The sequence below is a fragment of the Streptomyces sp. NPDC000983 genome (assembly GCF_040299205.1).
GTDB lineage: Bacteria > Actinomycetota > Actinomycetes > Streptomycetales > Streptomycetaceae > Streptomyces.
The window spans coordinates 141,394-160,111 of sequence record NZ_JBEPBM010000004.1 but is presented as its reverse complement, the minus strand read 5'-3'; the positions used below and the strand labels follow the sequence as shown (position 1 = coordinate 160,111).

At 74.2% G+C, this 18,718-nt stretch carries 15 protein-coding genes; 10 read left to right on the top strand and 5 right to left on the bottom strand.

Annotation, left to right across the window (positions count from 1 at the left end; translation table 11 throughout):
• Positions 1-4 precede the first annotated feature (4 nt).
• Together ABT296_RS06365 and ABT296_RS06360 are read left to right on the top strand one after the other, a co-directional pair.
• A complete protein-coding gene (locus tag ABT296_RS06365; RefSeq protein ID WP_351923831.1) occupies positions 5-2,785 on the top strand; it encodes a hypothetical protein in 2,781 nt (926 codons plus the stop codon).
• Positions 2,786-2,892: 107 nt separating this feature from the next.
• Positions 2,893-5,763: an AfsR/SARP family transcriptional regulator gene (locus tag ABT296_RS06360; protein WP_351923829.1), complete on the top strand. Its 2,871-nt coding sequence runs from the start codon at positions 2,893-2,895 to the stop codon at positions 5,761-5,763.
• Positions 5,764-5,783: 20 nt separating this feature from the next.
• Here ABT296_RS06360 and ABT296_RS06355 read toward each other — a convergent pair whose 3' ends face one another.
• The 3 genes from ABT296_RS06355 to ABT296_RS06345 all read right to left on the bottom strand — a co-directional run bounded on the left by ABT296_RS06355 (position 5,784) and on the right by ABT296_RS06345 (position 8,192).
• Positions 5,784-6,329, bottom strand: a complete 546-nt coding sequence (locus tag ABT296_RS06355; RefSeq protein WP_351923827.1) for a sigma-70 family RNA polymerase sigma factor — start codon at positions 6,327-6,329, stop codon at positions 5,784-5,786.
• Between the two features lie 160 nt (positions 6,330-6,489).
• Positions 6,490-7,356, bottom strand: a complete 867-nt coding sequence (locus tag ABT296_RS06350) for a hypothetical protein (RefSeq protein ID WP_351923826.1) — start codon at positions 7,354-7,356, stop codon at positions 6,490-6,492.
• 41 nt (positions 7,357-7,397) lie between these two features.
• Positions 7,398-8,192, bottom strand: coding sequence for a lytic transglycosylase domain-containing protein (locus tag ABT296_RS06345; protein ID WP_351923825.1), 795 nt, complete (start codon positions 8,190-8,192; stop codon positions 7,398-7,400).
• Between the two features lie 170 nt (positions 8,193-8,362).
• Between ABT296_RS06345 and ABT296_RS06340 the strand changes: the two genes are divergently transcribed.
• From ABT296_RS06340 to ABT296_RS06305, 8 genes are all read left to right on the top strand, one after another.
• Positions 8,363-9,193: a hypothetical protein gene (locus ABT296_RS06340; RefSeq protein ID WP_351923824.1), complete on the top strand. Its 831-nt coding sequence runs from the start codon at positions 8,363-8,365 to the stop codon at positions 9,191-9,193.
• Complete coding sequence (locus ABT296_RS06335; RefSeq protein WP_351923823.1) at positions 9,190-9,453, top strand: hypothetical protein; 264 nt, start codon at positions 9,190-9,192, stop codon at positions 9,451-9,453. Before ABT296_RS06340 ends, ABT296_RS06335 begins: the two co-directional genes overlap by 4 nt.
• An 85-nt stretch (positions 9,454-9,538) precedes the next feature.
• On the top strand, positions 9,539-9,841 hold the full coding sequence (locus ABT296_RS06330) for a hypothetical protein (RefSeq protein WP_351923822.1): 303 nt from the start codon (positions 9,539-9,541) through the stop codon (positions 9,839-9,841).
• 17 nt (positions 9,842-9,858) lie between these two features.
• The gene (locus tag ABT296_RS06325; RefSeq protein ID WP_351923820.1) at positions 9,859-10,617 is read left to right on the top strand and encodes a DUF8175 domain-containg protein; all 759 of its coding nucleotides are present in this window, start codon (positions 9,859-9,861) and stop codon (positions 10,615-10,617) included.
• Position 10,618: 1 nt separating this feature from the next.
• Entirely contained in the window at positions 10,619-11,875 is a 1,257-nt protein-coding gene (locus ABT296_RS06320) for a hypothetical protein (protein WP_351923818.1), read from the top strand.
• A gap of 178 nt (positions 11,876-12,053) precedes the next feature.
• Positions 12,054-13,547, top strand: a complete 1,494-nt coding sequence (locus ABT296_RS06315) for an SCO6880 family protein (protein ID WP_351923816.1) — start codon at positions 12,054-12,056, stop codon at positions 13,545-13,547.
• Between the two features lie 197 nt (positions 13,548-13,744).
• Positions 13,745-15,265, top strand: a complete 1,521-nt coding sequence (locus ABT296_RS06310) for a putative type IV secretion/conjugal transfer ATPase (RefSeq protein WP_502977196.1) — start codon at positions 13,745-13,747, stop codon at positions 15,263-15,265.
• On the top strand, positions 15,262-17,046 hold the full coding sequence (locus tag ABT296_RS06305; protein WP_351923812.1) for a type IV secretory system conjugative DNA transfer family protein: 1,785 nt from the start codon (positions 15,262-15,264) through the stop codon (positions 17,044-17,046). Before ABT296_RS06310 ends, ABT296_RS06305 begins: the two co-directional genes overlap by 4 nt.
• On the opposite strand, the gene ABT296_RS06300 is transcribed toward ABT296_RS06305, so the two are convergent.
• Together ABT296_RS06300 and ABT296_RS06295 are read right to left on the bottom strand one after the other, a co-directional pair.
• A complete protein-coding gene (locus ABT296_RS06300; RefSeq protein WP_351923810.1) occupies positions 16,976-18,175 on the bottom strand; it encodes a DUF418 domain-containing protein in 1,200 nt (399 codons plus the stop codon). The genes ABT296_RS06305 and ABT296_RS06300 overlap by 71 nt on opposite strands.
• On the bottom strand, positions 18,172-18,564 hold the full coding sequence (locus ABT296_RS06295; RefSeq protein ID WP_351923807.1) for a hypothetical protein: 393 nt from the start codon (positions 18,562-18,564) through the stop codon (positions 18,172-18,174). The genes ABT296_RS06300 and ABT296_RS06295 overlap by 4 nt, the downstream gene beginning before the upstream one ends.
• Between the last annotated feature and the right edge of the window lie 154 nt (positions 18,565-18,718).

The window sequence follows — 18,718 nt, the reverse complement described above, 5'->3', positions numbered from 1 at the left end:
GTCGGTGGTGGACAGCTCCGCGGAGCCCCTGGACCAGCTGCTGTTCCGCTGGGAGGGCAATCAGAACCAGTACGTGACGGGGATCGCGGCCGCCGCGTACTCCTGCGGCGACCAGCGCGCCGAGGATCTCAAATCGCTGCTGGCGCCGTTGCTGCGGGTGGAGGGCGAGGGCAGCAGGCGTTCCAGCCTGGTGCGCCGTCTGGTACCGGGGACGAGGGAGGCGGTCCTGATCCACCGCCGGCCGGCCCAGGACGCCCGGGGGCGGGACAGCACCGTCTCGCGGGCCCTGGTCGGCAGCCCCCGGGTACTGACGGCGCGTGAGTCGATCAGTCTGTCCACCGGCGACTGGGAGTGGACGGGGGTTCCCGAGGACGCCACCGGGCGGCTCGACCCGCTCCCCGTGGACGTCCTGCGGCGGCAGTTCCGGGCGGCGCGGCCCCTGTACGTCGAGAACGTGCCGCACATCGCCGACCGGCTCGAAGTGGCCGTGGCCCAGTTGCTGAGAACGCCGCAGCATCGGCTGACGTTCCGGCGCCGGGACATCTCCAAGGACGAGGAGTCCAGTTACGCGCCGCTGCTGATCTGGGGGCTGTGCTCGATGCTCGGTCCGTGGCTGGGCGACGAGGCGTTCACGTTCGCGAGCTTCGACACGCAGGAGCGCGCGGGTCTGCGGCTGGTGTGCGTGCCGGAGTGGCCGCGCTCGGCCGTGGGCGGCTCGGCGGCGCAGCGGATCACGTTCGCCGACGCCGTCCAGGACCAGGCCCGGGCGGTGGCGGCCGAACTGGTCGCCCTGTTCCTCCGCGAACCGGAGCGTCCCGAGCGGCTGGGCGAGGTGCTGAAGGCGTGTCACAGCCCGTGCACGCGCAGCCTGCGGGACCGGTTGGCGACGCTGGAACGTGCCCTGCGGGGCGATCTGTCCGCGGACCGCACAGCGGTGACCGGAGGGCTGCGGCCCGGCATCGACCTGCTGAAGTCGACCGGCGGGTTCGGGGACGGGGGGCCGCGTGGGTCGTTGCGGGCGGGCGGGGGCGGCACGGTGCGGGGGGCGGAGCAGTCGGCCGGGGCGTCCGGGGCGGATGTTGCGGGGCCGGGGGGTCGTGTGCCGGAGCCCGCCGGACACGGTGGTTCCGGGCGGCATGCCGAAGTGACGGCGGCGGCGTCCGAGGTCCAGGAGGGCGAGGTCCAGGAGAGCAAGCTCCAGGAGGGCGAGGTACAGGAGGCCGAGCAGGGGCACGCTCCTGAAGAGATGACCGTCCAACGGGGCGGCACACCGCCGGCACCGGTGATCGCGCCTCCGGCGTCCGCTGCCGAGCACGCGCCCCACGGCACTCCCCCTCGGGCGCCGAGACCGGAGTCGTGGCAGGAGCCGCATGCCCCGGCCGGTCCGGCCCCGTGGCCGGTCGCGGCGGGCGACCCGGCTCAGGGGCAGACCGCCTCGGCCCCTCCGTACCCGCCGCGGACCTCCCCGGCGCATGAGTCCCCGGCGCACAGCGGCCAGTCCCCTCGGCGCCCAGGGCCGGCCGGCTCCGGTACGGCTCCGCCCGCGGGTGGCGTACCGGGTTCGTTCAGTTCCTCGGCGGAGTGGTCGGCGGCTTGGTCGCCCTCCGTGCCGAGCGCTCCCTCCGTGCCGAACACCCCGTCCGAGGGAGGGTGGCCGCCCAGCTCCTCCTCCCGCCACCACGGCGCGGGGAACGGCCGGCCCGAGACGCCCGACCCGTACGGCGCCAACCCCTACGGCACCGATCCGTACGGCACGCATCCCGCACCGGCGCCCGGTCAAGCCGCCTCGGCCGGAGCCTCCTTCACCGACAGCGGTTCCGCGTCCGGCGCTCCACCCCCGGCCCCCTCCGCGCCCGACGTCTCGGCGGACCGTACGCCCGACCCCTTCCGCCCTCTCCTCGATCTCTCCGAGCCGTACACCGCCCCGCCGCCACCGCGCCCGGCGCCGGTGGCCACCGGGCCGGGCGAGCCGCCGATGCCCACGCGGGCGGAGGAGCCTGACCCACAACTGCCTCTCAGGGCAAGGAAGTTGCGGCGACTGGGCAAGTGGGTGTCGCCGCAGTGGTACCAGCAGCGGCCGGGCAGGGACAGCGAATACGTCCTGGAGTGGATGACGAGGCCGGCCGACACTTCGGCACCCAGCACCTCGCAGGAGACCGCGGACACCTTGCGCAGACTGTCCGACCGGGACCTGTGCAGCACCCTCGACCACCCCGGCCTGAAGCCCGAGCACGCCGTCCTGCTCCTGAACGCCCTGGAGGAACGCACCACCTGGCGCACCCTCACGGAGGCCCTCAGACTCGCCGCGATCCTGCTCGGCCATCGCATGTTCCTGCACCACGACTGGCGTACCGCGCTCGCCTCCCAGGGCGACGGCAAGCACGGCGGTACGGCAGGAGCGGTGCGGATGTTCCGCTGGGCGGTGCGGCCGCACGCGCAGGAGGCCTATCTCAGGAACGGTCTGTCGACCATGGTCCGCGCGTGCGAGGGCGAATCGGGTGCCGAACAGCGCCGGTTCTGGCAGCGGGCCGCGTTCCGCCCCGACACTCCGCCGGAGCTGCCGTCGACGGTCTGGCGGGAGCTGGCCCGGCTCGGCCCCTGGGAGGAAGCGGCGCCACGGGCGGACGAGCGGCCCTCCACGTCCGTAGCGACGGCGGGCCAAAGGAGCGAGCGGCGGGCCGGACGGGCCGTGCACCGGGAACAGCAGGACGACACCCGTAAGATCATCGCCATCGTCGTGGCCCTGTTGGTGGTCTTCCCCCTGCTCTTCTGGTGGTTCACATGACCCGCCGCGAGGCGGCCGCCCTCACCTCGCACATGTGGCCCGTGTGCCTGGCGGGAAATGGTGGTTCGAGCTGACGTTCGGAAAAAGGGCCGCTACGGTCCACGACCGTGGAGGAAACAACAACAGAGCCACTCCGGTTCGCCCTGCTCGGACCGTTGCGGGCCTGGCGCGGCGACCGGGAGCTGGCACTCGGCTCACCCCAACAGCGCGCGGTGCTGGCGATGTTGCTGCTGAGTCGGGGGAACGCGGTCGGTTCGGCCGATCTCGTCGACGGGGTGTGGCCGACGCCGCCGGCAGGGGCGGTCCCGGTGCTGCGGACGTACGTCTCCCGGCTGCGCAAGCTCCTCGAACCCGGGCGGGAGAAGGGCGAGCCGTTCCGGGTCCTGGTCTCGGCCGGGGACGGGTACGCCCTGCGGACAGGGCTGCTCTCCACCGACCTGGCCGACAGCACGCGTGCGGTGACGCTGGCGGAGCGGCACCGCGATGCCGGCGAGGGGGAGTTGGCGCTCCGGGCGCTGGACAGCGCGCTGGCGGACTGGTCGTGCCCCGCGCTGGCGGGGGTGCCGGGGCCGTTCGCCGAGGCCGCGCGCCTCGACCTGGCCGAACGACGGCTCGGCGCGCTGGAGTTCAGGCTCGGGCTGGAGGTGGAGGTCGGCCGGCCCGAGGCGGCCGTGCCGGAACTCCTCGCGCTGCGTGACGCGCACCCGCTGCGCGAGTCGGTGAGCGAGCTGCTGATCGTCGCCCTGGACCGGTGCGGGCGGCGAACGGAGGCACTGGACGCCTACGCCAGAGCGCGCCGGACCCTGGTCGACGAACTGGGCCTGGAACCGGGGCCCTCGCTGCGCGCCCTGCACGCCCGCCTGCTGGACACCCCCGCCGACAGCGCGCCCCGGCCGGAGTCCGCCCGGCCCGACCGGGGCGGGACCGCCAGGGTGCGCCCCTCGCAACTCCCGGCGGATCTGGCGACGTTCACCGGACGTGGCGTCGAACTCGCCCGTGTGACAGCCTTGCTGACTGACAATCAGGGCGGAGTTGGATCGCCGCACCAGGTACTCCCCTCCGGGACCTGTGCGGTCGGGGTCATCGACGGGATGGCCGGGGTCGGCAAGACCACCCTCGCCGTGCACTGGGCCCATCGGGTCGCCGACCGCTTCCCGGACGGTCAGCTCTACGTCAACCTCCGCGGCCATGACCCGAGCGGTGCGCTGACCGACCCCGGTGAGGCGATCTCGACGTTCCTGGTCGCGCTCGGAGTCGCTCCGCAGGCCGTGCCCGAGGGGCTCGACGCGCAGACCGCGCTGTACCGGACGCTGCTGGCGGACCGCCGGGTGCTGATCGTGCTGGACAACGCCCGCGACACCGAGCAGGTACGGCCGCTGCTGCCCGCCTCGCCGGGCTGTCTCGCCCTCGTCACCAGCCGCAACCGGCTCACCAGCCTGGTCGCCCGGCACGGGGCACGGCCGCTGGCGCTGGGGCTGCTCAGTGACGGGGAGGCGCGGGAGCTGCTGGTGCGGCGGCTGGGCGCGCCCCGGGTCGAGGCCGAACCGGAGGCGGTCGCGGCGATCACCGGGCGGTGCGCCGGGCTGCCGCTGGCGCTGGCCATCGTGGCCGCGCGGGCCGCGCTCCACCCACGCTTCCGGCTCGCCGACATCGCCCGGGAACTGAGCGCCGGCCAGGGTGGCCTGGACGCGTTCGCGCGCGGCGACGACATCGGCTCCGACGCCCGTGCCGTGTTCTCCTGGTCGTACCAGGCGCTGTCGCCCGGGGCCGCGGCGCTCTTCCGGCGGCTCGCCCTGCATCCGGGGCCCGACCTCGGCGCCGCCGTGGCGGCCGCGCTGGCCGGCGTGGACCGGCGCGGGGTGCGCGCGCCGCTGGCCGAGCTGTGCGGGGCGAGCCTGCTCATCCAGCACGCGCCCGGCCGGTACGTCTTCCACGACCTGCTGCGCGCCTACGCCGGTGAACTCGTCGCCCGCGAGGACAGCGCGGCCGAGCGCGACACGGTGCTGCTGCGGATGCACGACCACTATCTGCACACCGCTCACCACGCCTCCGCCGTGCTCGCCCCGTTCCGGGAGACAGTCCCCCTGACGGCGAGCACAACGGACGGCGAGCCGCTGCGGTTCAACGACAGCAAGCGGGCGATGGCGTGGCTGCGCGCCGAACGCCTCGTACTGCGCTCGGTCGTCGAGCACGCGACCGCCACGGGGCGTCACGACCACGCGTGGCGTACCGCGTACGCCCTGGACCTGCACTTCGACCGGCTCGGCTACTGGCACGACCTGATGGAGATCAGCAGGGCCGCGCTGCGCTCCGCCCGCGCCCTGGACGATCCCGTCGGGCAGGCGCACGCCCTGCGCAGCCTGGGCTTCGGTCACACCCGCTTCGGGCACGAGGAGGAGGCGCTGCGCCACCTCGGCCGGGCGCTGGACCTCTTCCGGCGGGAGGGCGACGCCTTCGGTGAGGCCCGCACCCGGCGGGCACTGGCCTACCAGGCCAACCGCGTCGGACGCCACGACGTCTCCCTCGACCACTACGCGCACGCCGGGGCCCTGTACCGCTCCCTGGGCCACCGCAGCGGCGAGGCGGGGGTGCTGAACGAGATCGGCTGGACGTACATCCTGCTCGGGGACCACCAACAGGCCCTGGAACACTGCGAGAAGGCCGTCCTGCTGCAACAGGAGGTCGGCGATCCGGGCGGTGAGGCGTCCGCGCTGGACAGCGTCGGCTACGCCCACCACCACCTCGGCGAGTACGGTGCGGCCGTCGCACGGTTCGAGCGGGCGGTGGAGCTGTACCGGGAGATCGGCAGCAGCTACCTGGAGGCCGACACCCTGCGTCACCTCGCCGAGTCGCACCGGGCCGTCGGCGACACGGGGCCGGCGCGCGAGGCCTGGGCGGCGGCGCTCGCGCTGCTGGAGGCGGCCGGCCACGCGGAGGCGGACGACGTGCGGCGGGACCTGCGCGAACTGGACCCGTAGGCGCACCCGGGGCGCCGGGCCTACCGCACGCCCCGCTCCTCCAGTGCCGTCCGCAGGGAGCGCAGGGCGTAGTACACACGGGACTTCACCGTGCCCTGGGGGACGCCCAGGGCCTCGGCCGCCTGCTGGGTGGTGCGGTCCGCGAAGATCGTCGCCCGGAGTGCCTCGCGGTGTGCGGGCGTCAGGACGCTCAGGGCGTCCTGCACGACGATGGAGGACAGCAGCCGGTCTATGTCGTCGGCGTCGGTGCCGAGTTCGCTGACCCAGGTGGCGCCGCTGACCTCCTGCGGTCGGGCCGCCCGGGTGCGCTGGCCGTCGATGACGAGGTTGCGGGCGACCCGGAACATCCAGGGACGCACCGCCATGCCCTCGTCGTCGACGAGGTTCTGCTTGGTCCAGCAGCGCAGCAGCGTCTCCTGGACGATGTCCTCCGTGCGGTGCGTGTCCCCGCTGAGCAGGCGCAGCACGTACGCGTAGATGGCGGGGCCGTGTTCCTCGTACAGGGCGCGCAGGGCCCGTTCCTCCTGCGTCGCGGCGCCCGCCGAGCCGATGACCGTCACGTTCATGGTGTGCTCCCGCTCCGTGAAATGGGCGACCCCTCCGGGGACTTGTGGGAGTCCGGGGGTCGGCTGGGCACGGAGTGTCGCCAGGGGCGTTCCACGTTCGTTTGACGTCGGTTGTACGACTCGATGGACGAGCAGGTCAGGGGTGGTGCGATGCGGTGGCTCAGGCGTATTCCGCGAGGGCGTCGACGTGTCTGCGGACCTGTCCGACGAGTGCGGCGTCGGCCGGCGGGAGCAGTCCGCGCAGGTTCAACTGGCTCCACATGTGCAGCAGTTCACGTCCGTGCACGAAGGCGGCCCGGTCGTCGTCGATGCGCTGCCAGGCCGCGGCGGCCCGGGCCACCTCCGCCGGCGCCTGGCCGTCCCCGGCGCCGCAGCGGATCCGGGCCACGCCGAGGGCCAGCACGGTGGCCTCCCGGTGGTCGCCGCGCAGATGGGCGAGGTACGCCTCCATCGACCGGGCCTCCAGGGCGTGCGGGTGGTCGGCGCCCAGGGCGCCGGTCAGGTTCTCGCGGAGCGCACCGGCCTCGGCGTACGCCTCGTCGAGGCTGCCGCGGGTCGCGAGCGCGTTGATGCGGTCGATGCGTTCCGCGTGCTCGGCGGGCAGGTCGGACCGCACCAGCGGGGCAAGGGCGGTGGCGCGGGCGGTGGCCCGGGAGACGGCGGTGGCGATGGCCGACACGGGTGCGGGAGCGGGGTCTTCGGGGCGCGGTGCCGATGCCTCGGGCTCGGGCTGTTCCGGCAGGTGCGTGACGGGGGCCTGTTCGGAGATCTCCTCGGGGGTCTCCTCGGCGGGATCCTCCGGGTCGAGGACGCGGCTCGAACCGTCCGGGTGCACCTGGAGGACGAAGTGGGCCGCGCCGTAACCCTCGTTGACGGTCGCCTCCACGGCGGCGGCACGCTCCTCGGCGTACTGCTGAAGACGGTCGAGCACGGCCTCGTGCACGGACTGTCCCGGTTCGGGGACGAGGGGGTTTCCGTCGATCTCGGCGCGGTCCTCGTCGGTGATGTGCACCTCGAAATGAGCCATGGCTGCTCTCCTCGTAGGGGAAGTGGGACTGACTCGGGCGGTCAGGAGGCGTCGGGGGTGACACCGGGGGTGGCGCCGTCCGGCGGGGCGGCGATGCCCTCGTACTTGGCGAACTGGGCCCGTACCGCGAGGACGTAGCCCTGGGCCTCGTTGGTGTTCGGCACGCCCTTGGCCGCGCGGACGGCGTCCATTCCGATGTGGTAGCCGGCCAGCGCCAGGTCCAGGACGCTGTTGGTGGTCTCGCCCTGGATGACCTCACCGCTGTCGACCAGCTGCTGGGCCTCTTCGGCCAGAGCGCACATGTACCGGCCCTGCGCCATGATCGAGTCCTCCGCGTCGAGGGCGGAGACCTTGTCGTTGTCGTCGTCGTCCTCGCCGTACTCGGTGAAGACCGTGGGCGGCAGCTGCGAGAGGCCCAGTTCGCCGTCGGGTCCGACGACCGAGGCGTCGAACCCCGACTCGCGTTCGATCTGGGCCGCGATGACGATCGGCCCGATCGCGCCGCACAGTTCACCGGCCTCCTCGATGGGCTCGGCCAGGTCCTCGGGGACCGTGGAGGTGTCCAGTTCGCCGGAGCCGTCGCCCTGGAGGGAGGTGATGACCTCGTTCGCGGTGCTCTGGTTGTCGGAGTCGCTGCCCCCGCCGCCGAACAGCAGGATCAGCGCGATGAGCGGGGCCAGCAGCACCCCGAAGCCACCGATGATGATCACGACGATCACGGTGAGGACCAGGGCGACCGGCGACAGCATGCAACCGCAGCCGGTGCCGGCGGCGATGGTGTTCCGGACGGCTGTCGACGTGCCGCCCCCTGCGTTGTCTCCCGATGCGGAACCCATGCTCTGCGCCTTCTTCCCCTCACCTTGAACCGCTGTGCCCGGACGGCCCGTTGTGCTGTCCGACGGGCTCGGCAGATCCAAACGGGCCCCGGAGCAAATAAGTTCAAACCGGCGGAAAACAGATGAGTCAGAGCAGTACGCGCACGATCGAAGAGGGGGGCGGAGCACACATGGGCACACCTTCGGCCACGCCGTCGGGCCCGTCAGGATGGGTACGGGGACCGAAGTCCCCCCGGCCCGCGGGACCGGCGCCCCACGGGGCGCCGGCCGGTACGGCACCGGTCGCGGCCCCCGAGCCGGACGGCCACGCGGCCGCGGCTCCCGCCGCCGCGCCGGGTTCCGCCCCGGCCCCGGCGCCCGGCGTCACGACCACAGCACCGGCGCCTGCCCCGCACTCCGGCACCGTCACCACGACGGTCGCCCCCGCCCCCGCCGCCCCCGTGCGGGCCGCGGCCCCGGCCCACGTCTCCCCTCCCGCCGCCCCGGCCCGCCGTACCGCGCCCGCCTCCGCCGCCGAGCCCTCCTGGGGTGAGCCCCGGCGGGGTGCGACGGGCCGCGGGGGCTCGCGGGGCGAGGTCGGCTGGGTGCAGGCGCACGGCGGGGCCGGGGCGACCTCCCTGGCCGAGGCGCTCGGCGGAGTGGACCTCGGGGTCCGCTGGCCGCAGCCCTCGCGGGGCGAGCCGCGACGGATCCTGCTGGTCGGACGCACCAGCGCGGGCGGACTGCGGTCCGTGTCGCAGGCGTTGGGCGCGCTGAAGGAGGGCAACGCCCCGCAGGGCCTGGACCTGCTCTGCGTGGTCCTCGTCGCCGACGCCCCCGGCCGGCTGCCGCTGCGTCTCCTCCGGCGCATCCGGGTGCTGCGCTCGGCCGCGCACGTGCACCGGGTGCCGTGGATACCGGCCTGGCGCCTGGGCGGCAGCCCGAAGTCCCCGCCCCGCCAACTGGTCTCGCTCGGCGAGCTGGTGGCGGGCGCGGGACGCAGAGAGGAGACCGCGTCGTGAGCGCATTCCTCGCCGCGTACACCCCGCCCGCGGGCGCCGGGGAGATCCTCGGCCTGCTCGCCTGGTGCGCCACGGCCGCCGGTGTCGCCGGACTGCTGATCGTCGGCATCAACATGGCCCTCCAGCTCAACCGGGGCGATCCCGGCGAGGGCAGCTCGCACTTCCGCGGGGTCTTCTTCGTCACCCTCGCCTGTCTGGTCGCCTCGTCGGCCGGACCTCTCGTGGCGTTCCTCGGAGACCTGTCGCTCCTCGGTCCCTGAGTTCCCGCGCTCCCCGGCTCACCGCCTTGCCAGTCCCGCTCCCGCGCAACTGCTCCCGCAGTGCGCCTACTTCCCGGAGAACCGCATGTCCCTGCTGCTCGAAGCGTCCAACATCATCCTCAGCGCCCCCGCCCCCGGCGGCGGCGTGCCGCAGCCGACGAGCGGCGCGCCGGACGCGCTCAAGACCAAGGTGAACACGGTCCTCGGCATAGCCGCCTGGGCGGGCACCGCGGCCGGTGTGGCCGGTGTGCTGATCACCGGCGCGATGATGGCCATCTCCCTCAAGCGCGGCGAGAGTTCGGAGCACATGAGCCGTCTCGGCATGGTGCTCGGCGGCTGTGTCCTGGTGGCCACCGCCGGTCCGCTGGTCAGCTTCGTCTTCGCCTGAGCCGACGGGCGGTCGAGATGTTCAAACGCAGCAGGCGGTGGGCCGAGGAGCCGGAGCCGTACTGGAAGCAGCGCAGTTGGCAGGTGTCGGCGGGGTTCATCGCCGTCGTGCTGGTGCTGGGCGGGATCGTCGCGCTGACGTCCGGCCGGGACACCGGCGCGGACACCGCGCGCGCGGCGGAGGCCGGCCCGCTGTCCGGCGACACCGCCCTGCGCGACGGCCGCCCGAAGGGATGCCGTACGGACGACGGCGGCGGTGACGCGCTGCCCGAGGCGCCGCCCGAGGACGTCCGCTGGCAGACGCTCGGCATCACCCGCGTGCCGTTCTCCGCCTCGGCGGGGCCCGTCGTCACGACGGGCAGCCTGCACTGGTGCTTCGCCCGCACGCCGCTCGGCGCGGTGCTCGCGGCGCATGTCATCCCGTCGCAGATGAGCGGCTCCGGCTGGCGGACCGTCACCGACCAGCAGGTCGTCGACGGGCGGGGACGCGAGTTGTTCGAGTTCCAGCGCTCGACCGTCCAGGACATCGACAGCGGCGAGGAGACCGGTGACGCGGCCGTCGCCTCGTACGCCGGTTTCACGGTGACGTCGTACCGGAGCACGGCGGCGAACGTGAAGCTGCTCCTGCGGACCACGCAGGGCTACTCGGCGACCACCATCGCGGTGCGCTGGAGCGGCGGGGACTGGAAGGTCCTGCCCAACAGCGACGGCTCCCTGCACTCGCCGGTGACGGCCGTCCAGGGCAACACCAGCGGCTACACCCTGTGGGGGGACTGAAGTGAACTGCCCGACCGGCAATCCGGTCATCGACCTGATCAAGGGCTTCTTCGACTTTCTCGGCAACCCGATCGGGACCGTCATCGAGCTGATCGCGAACACCATCCTCGCGGGTGCGATCGCGGTGTTCGGGGCCCTGATCACCGGAGTGCCGACGCTGACGGGGACGGCGACGGCGAAGGACATCGGCAGCCAGACCCAGTGGCTGGTGGTCTACCTCGCCGTCGGCTCGCTGATCTTCGCCTCGATCCGGATGGCGCTGGAACGGCGCGGCACCGCCGGTGTGACCGCCCTGAAGGGCATCCTGCGGGTCATCGTGGTCTCCGGCGCCGCCACCACCGTCGTCACGGCCGCCGCGGCCGTCGCCGACGACTACGCCACGTACCTGTTCAACGCGGGTGCGCAGGCGCAGCTGCAGAACGTCGGGGCGTGCAGCAGCGGTGGCACCATCCAGTCGTTCCTGCTGCTGGTGCTGGCGTTCCTGCTGCTGATCTCGGGGATCATCCACACCATCCTGATGTACATCCGGCTCGGTGTGATGATCATCCTCCTGGGCACGCTTCCGCTGGCCGCCGCGGCCTCGATGACGGACTGGGGATCGGGCTGGTGGCGCAAGCACATCGGCTGGATGATCGCCTGGCTGCTGTACAAGCCGGCCGCCGGTCTCGTCCTGTACTCGGGTTCGGCCATGATCAGCCAGGGTGGTCAGGGCGGTGACGTCAACGAACGCATCGCCGGTATCGGTCTGATGCTGCTCTCCGCGATCTCGCTGCCCGCGCTGCTGAAGCTGGTGGTGCCGGCGACGGCCGCGCTCGGCAGCGGCAACCCGGTGTCCGGGGCGCTGTCGGCGGCGGGTGCGCTGGCGACCGGCGCCCGTCCGGTCGGCGGGGGCGGCGGCAGCGGCGGTTCCGGGGGCCAGACCGGCGGGACCGGCCCGAAGGGCCCGTCCGGGGCGGGCAGTTCGGGCGGCTCTCAGGGCGGCGCGGCCGGGGCGGCCGGTCCCGGCGGCCCGGCGGGCGGCAACGGGTCGCAGGGCGGGCCCGGTTCGAGCGGCTCGGGCTGGGGCGGACCCTCCGGGGCCGGCGCGGGCGGAGGCGGCTCGGGAGCGGCCGCGGGCGCGGGCCGGGCCGCGGCGGCCGCAGGACCGGCCGGCGCGGCGGTCGCCGCCGCGGTGACCGCGGCGCAGGTCGTCGGCGGCACCGTCACGGGCGCCATCGACGGCGCCGACGGCGAGATGGGGCACAACGGCAGCAGGTGACCCCGCCCGGCGGCGCCGGGACCCCGCCCCCCGGGCTCCCGGCGCCGCCCTCCGATCGACCGCCGAACTCCCGCTCCCCCCTGGGAGTTCGGCGGTCTTCCCCACTGCGCGCGCTCCTCCGGCCGCTGCCGGGCCGGCCCCGCGCCACCGTCACTTATCGAAGGGAAACCGGACCCTCATGTCCACGGAAGCCGTCACCCATCCGACCTACGGGAACTGGCGCCGGCCACGGCGGCCGGGGCTCGGCCCCCTCGGTCTCGTCGGCACCTTCGGTGTCTTCGGCGGACTGGTCCTGACCCTGCTCGCCTCGCTGGTCTCGCTGTACGCCGCGCTGGTCGTGGCGGTGCCCGTCACGGTGTTCCTGGTGCCGCTGGCCATCCGCACCCAGGACGGGCGCAACGTCTACCAGTTGATGACCCTGCGCATCGGCTGGTGGCGCCGCAAGGCGAAGGGCGCGCACCTGTACGTCTCCGGTCCGCTGTCCGCCCGGCCGGGCGGCCGGTTCCGCCCGCCGGGCCTGCTGAACAAGGTCACCGCGACGGAGAGCCGGGACGCCTACGACCGGCCGTTCGGCGTCCTGCACCACCCGGCCCGCAACCTGTACACGATCGTGCTGGGCTGCGACCCCGACGGCGGCGCGCTGGTCGACTCCGACCAGGTCGACGTGTGGGTGGCGCTGTGGGGCGAGTGGCTGGCCCGGCTGGCCCACGAGCCCGGGCTGCGCGGTGCCTCGCTGATCGTGGAGACCGCCCCCGACTCGGGCACCCGGCTCGCCCACGAGGTGCTGCCCCGCATCCACCCCGACGCGCCGGCCGCGGCCCGCGCGGTGATGGAGGAGGTCGTGGAGCGCTATCCGACCGCCTCCTCGGAGATGCACACCTACGTCACCCTCACCTACGGGGTGCCGCCCGGTCAGCGGCGCAAGCCGGAGGATGTGATCTCCGACCTCGCGATCCGGGTCCCGGGCCTGCTCAGCGGGCTGGTCGCGGCCGGCGGCGGCTCGGCGTACCCGCTGTCGGCGGAGCGGATCGCCGAGGTCGTGCGGGTCGCCTACGACCCGGCGGTCGCCGCCGACGTCCTGGACGCCCGTGCCCGGCACGGCGGGACGGGCCTGGAGTGGGACGACGCGGGACCGGCCGCCGCGGTCGAGACGGTGAACAGCTACCAGCACGACTCGGGGGTGTCCCGGACCTGGCTGCTGACGCTGGCGCCGCGCGGCACGGTCCGCTCCTCGGTGCTGCGGGGCCTGCTGGAGGCGGCCCCCGGCACCCGCCGCAAGCGGGTCGCGCTGGTCTACCGGCCCATCGACCCGGCCACGTCGGCGCGGATCGTCGAGGCCGACCGGCGCAGCGCCCAGTTCATGGCGACGTCCGGCCGGGGCATGGTGCAGGCGCGCGCCGCCTCGGAGATGCGGGCGGCGGAGCAGACCGCGGCGGAGGAGGCGTCCGGCGCGGGGCTGGTGGAGTTCTCGCTCATGCTGACGGTCACCGTCGACAGCGCCTCGGAACTGGCCGACGCCAGCGTCACGATCCGCAACCTGACCGCCGCGTCCCGGGTGCTGATGCGGCCCGCCGACCGCATGCAGGCGGCGGCGTTCACCTGCACCCTGCCCGCCGGGATCCTCCCGTGGGAGCAGACCCTCATCCCGCACGAACTGCAGGAGGCGCTGTGAGCCGTCGCAGCGAGGAGAAGAAGGCCGAGCAGGCCGACCGGCTCGCCGAGAAGCGGGCCCGCGAGGCGCTCGCCTCGGGCGTGGACGCGCGGGACCCGTCCTGGACGCAGAAGCCGGCGAAGCCGGGCCGGGCCTCCCAGAAGAAGGCGGCGAAGACCTCCCGGCCCCGGGAGCTGTATGTGCCGCCCCGCGGCTGGATGGGTCCCGGCGGTGGCCGGGTCGGCTACATGGACCCGCCGACCATGTGGCGCGCCACCACCGTGCAGGCGTGCGGCATGTGGCCGTTCGCCGCGGGTTCCGGGTCGCCCATGACGGGCGTACCGCTGGGGCAGCACCTGTTCACCGGTGCCACGGTCTGCGGCGACCCGTTGAGCTGGTTCACCCGGGCCCGCTACATCTCCAACCCGTCGCTGTTCATGCTCGGGATGCCGGGTCTGGGCAAGTCCACGCTCGTCAACCGGATGCTGATCGGGCTCGCCGCGACCGGTGTCGTACCGCTGGTGCTCGGCGACCTCAAGCCCGACTACGCCGACACCGTGCGGGCGCTGGGCGGGCAGGTCATCTCCATCGGGCGCGGGCGGGGCGGCATCAACGTCCTCGACCCGGGCGCGATGGGCGAGGCGGCCGCGCGGATCGGCGGCGAGGCCGGTGAGGTGCTGAAGGCCGAGACGCACGGCCGGGTGCTGAACATGGTCGCCGCGCTCATCACCATCGTGCGCGGCCGGCCGATGGACGACCACGAGCAGTCCGTGCTCAGCGCCTGCCTGCACCATCTGCGCGAACGCACCCCGGTGGGTTCCACGGTGCTGCTGCCCGATCTGCTGCGGGTGCTCACCGAGGGCCCCGACCGGGTCCGCGCGGTCACCCTGGACCGCGGCGACGACGCCCGCTACCGGGACGCCGTCGACCCGCTGCACCGCTCCCTGCTCGGCATCCTGGACGGCCCGCTGGGCGACACCTTCTCCTCCGAGACGTCGACCCGGATCGATCCCGCCGCCCCGGCGGTGTGCATCGACATCTCCGGCATCGGCGAGGCCGACACCCAGCTGACCGCCGCCGCGATGCTCGCCGCGTGGTCCGACGGACTGGGCGCGGTGGCCGCCTCGCACGCCCTCGCGGACGCCGGACTCACGCCCCGCCGCTGGTTCTTCACCGTGCTCGACGAGCTGTGGCGCCCGCTGCGGGCCGCCTCCGGCATCGTCGACCGCATCGACGCCCTGACCCGCCTCAACCGCTCCCTCGGCCTCGGCGACGCCAAGATCACGCACACCCTGAAGGACGCCGAGGCCCTGGGCACCGACTCCGACCGGGCCAAGGCGCGCGGCTTCGTGGAGCGGGCCGGGATGGTGGTGTGCGCGGGTCTGCCCCGGGCCGAGATGGAGGACCTCGGGAAGGTGGTGGGCCTGTCCCGGCGGGAGATCGAACTGGTGTCGTCCTGGTCGTCCCCGCCGGGCTGGGGTGTCTCCGGCGAGCACGAGGAGCCGCCGGGCCGCGGCCGGTTCCTGATCAAGGTCGGTGGCCGGCCGGGCATCCCCATCAAGGTCGCCATCACCGACGCCGAGCGCAGACTGCACAACACCAACACCCGCTGGACGCCGAACGAGGAGAGCGTCGAGCAGGCCGTGTCCCGGGCCGCGGCGCGGGTCGCGCGGGCCGCCCAGGACGACGCCCCGCATCTGCCGGGCGCGACGGTGGCGGACGGGAGGTGGACGGCATGAGCGGTCCGCACGCGGGCGGCGGCTACCACGAGCAACTGCCCTGGGCGATCGTCGGGCTCGCCGGTACGGGCCTGGCCCTGTTCGGGGTGGTCTGGTCCGGCGGCACCCTCGGCGCGGGCCTGACCGGCCACGGCTTCGACGGCCCGCCGTTCGCCCTGTCCACCGTCGTCCGCCTCACCACCGACGGCCCCGCCTCGCTGTGGCCCGCCGCGCCGGCCGCCGCGGTCTACGCGGGCATGTTCGCCCTGCTGGCGCTCATCGCGGTCCCCGTCGCCCTTCTCGTACGGCTCCTGATGAACCGCGCGTCCCGCCCCAAGGGCCTGGCGGGCCGCCGTGAACTGGCCGCGATGTGCCCCAAGGGCATCGAGGCCCGCGCCCGGGAACTGCGCCCGAGCCTCAAGGGCCGCCAGGAGGTCCACCCGGACGAGACCGGCAACCTCCTCGGCGACCTCGACCCGAGCGGCCCCGAACTGCGCAGCAGTTACGAGGACGTGGAACTGGACCTGATGGCGCCCCGGGCCGGCAAGTCCACCGGTATCGCCGTGCCCCGGGTGCTGCGCGCCCAGGGCGCCGTGCTGCTCACGTCCAACAAGTCGGACGTGTACGCCGTCACCCGCGCCGCGCGTGAGGAGGCCGGCACGGTGTGGACGTTCGACCCGCAGGGCATCGCGCACACCCCGCGCGCCATGTGGTGGAACCTGCTCGGCGAGTGCCACACCATCGAGGGCGCCCGCCGGCTGTCCGGGCACTTCGTGGCGTCCGTCAACGACGACACCGCGAGCAAGGACTTCTGGATCTCGGCCGCCCAGAACACCCTCACCGCGCTGTTCCTCGCCGCCGCCCGGGGGAAGGCGTCGGTCGTGGACCTGCTGGGCTGGCTCGCCGACCCCGCCGACCGCACCCCGGTCGACCTGCTGCGCGACTCCGGTCTGATCGCGATGGCCGAGCAGTTGCAGGGCACGGTCCGCGGCGCCGTGGAGACCCGGGACGGCATCTTCGAGACGGCCCGGCAGACCGTCTCCTGTCTGCTCGACCCCGAGATCCTCGCCTGGGTCACCCCCGACCCCGAGCTGCCCGAGTTCCGCCCGCACGAGCACGTACTCGGCCACGACACCCTCTACCTGCTGTCCAAGGACGGCGGTGGGTCCGCGGCGGGCGTCATCGCGGGCCTCGCCGACGCCACGATGCGGGCGGGTGTGGTCGCCGCGGAACGGATGGGCGGCCGGCTCGATCCGCCGCTGACCGCGGTCCTGGACGAGGCCGCCAACGTGTGCCGGATCTCCGATCTGCCCGACCTGTACTCGCACTTCGGCTCCCGCGGCATCAACGTCGTCACCCTGCTCCAGAGTTACCGGCAGGGCGCCCGCGTGTGGGGCGAGGTCGGCATGGACGCGCTGTGGAGCGCGGCCACCGTGAAACTCCTCGGCGCGGGCCTGGACGACGCCGACTTCGTGCAGAAGATCTCCACGCTGGTCGGCCAGCACGACGTGCGCACCCCGAGCGTGTCGCGCAGCAAGGACGGCACGTCCCGCTCCTACTCCTACCGTCAGGAGGCCGTCCTGCCGCCCGACCGCATCCGTGCCCTGCCCAAGGGCACCGCGCTGCTCCTCGCCACGGGTGTGCGGCCCGCCCTGATCCGGCTGCGCCCCTGGTACAAGGAGCCCGGTGCGGCCGCCATCTCGGCGGCGGCGAAGGCGGAGACGGCGGCCATCACCGAGCGTGCCGCACGCCGTCTGCCGGGAGTGGACCTGGGCAAGCGGGAGGGCGCCCTGCCCGGGTGACCGTCCGCAGCAGCCACTCCGCCGGCCCGTACCGCACCCGCCCCGACAGCCGTGCGCTCAGGGCGAGTTGGGCGCCGTACAGCACGACGCAGCCCGCGAGGACCGCGGCGGCGCCGGTCCGGCCGTAGAGGCCGAGGCCGTAGCCGGTGAAGACACAGGCGAGGACGAGCGACTGGGTGAGGTAGTGGGTCAGGGCCAGGCGCCCGGCGGCGGCGAGCGGACGGGCCGCCGCCGGGCCCACCGCCCCCACCAGCAGAAGCAGCCCGCAGGCGTACGCCGCCGTCAGCGCGGGCGCGGTCAGGACGGCCACCGCGTAACCGACGTGGAACCAGCGGCTGTCCCAGGGCCCGTTCACACAGCAGGCGGTGACCACGCCACCGGCCAGGCCGAGCGGCAGCCACCGTACGACGACGCCGCGCAGCCATGCCCGGTCCCGGCCGCGCCGTTCGACCAGCCGGGCCCTGGCCGCCGCGAGGCCCGCCAGGAAGGCCGCCAGGATGTCGGCCGAGAACAGGAGGTTGGCGCCGATCGCCGCCGGGAGGTCCCGCAGATGGGCGGCCGGCACCGACAGGGCGTCACCGCGGTGGGCGGCGACGGCGGCCTCGAACATGGACCGGTCGGGGGCGAGGGGCCCGGTGAGCGCGACCGTCGCCAGTCCGTAGGCGAGCAGCAGCGCCGACAACGCCGCCACCAGACCGGCGGCGAGGCGCAGGGCGCCGCGCGGGGTCAGTCCGCGCAGTGCGTACAGCGGCAGGGACAGGGCCGCGTAGGCCATCAGGATGTCGCCCGGGTACAGCAGCACGGCGTGGGCGGCGCCGAGCGCGAACAGCCCCGCCGCGCGCCGCAGATGGCGGGGCGCGAAGGCGGTGCCGGCCCGCCGGGCGGACCGCTCCTGTAGCACGAAGCCGTAGCCGAACAGGAACGAGAACAGCAGGTAGAACTTGGTGGCGGCCAGCGCGGTCACCGCCCAGGCCACTCCCCTGTCCAGCGCCGAGGCGTCCGGCCCGCCGCCGGACGCCGGCCAGGGCCCGGCCGCCATCTGCGCGTTGACCAGCAGGATGCCGAACAGGGCGAAGCCACGCAGCACGTCGAGTTCGCCCAGACGCGGGCTGGAGCCCGTGGCAGTCACGACGCCACCACGACACCGGCTCCGAAGGTCACCGTCGAGGACACGAACCACCCGAACGACGGGGCCAGCAGATGGCGCAGGGTCCACAGCCGGGCCGCCGTCGGCCGGCGCCGCGCGTAGACCACGACGACCTCGCCGCCGACCGGCGGCAGCCCGCACAGCGGCCCGTACCGGCCCGGATCGAGCACGAGGCGCCGCCCGAGGTGGTCGGAGAACACCACCAGTCCGCCGGGCCGCCGGTCCGCCGCGGCCCGCGCGGCGACCACGCCCGGCACGCGCAGTCCGCGCGTCCACAGCCCGACCGCCGCCAGCGAGGCCCGCACCGCCAGCACCAGGAAGCCGAAGCCGAACCCCGTACTCAGTGCCAGCAGCAGCAACTTCGCGTCCATGCACGTCCCTTCACCGTCCCGGCCACCGCCCCGGCTGCCACGCAGGGCACAACGGGCCCCGGACCGGCACCGGTTCACCCGGGTTGAACCACCGGACGGTGCGGGCGCGTTGTGCGAACGATCCATGACGAACCACGTCCCGTACCCGGTCCAC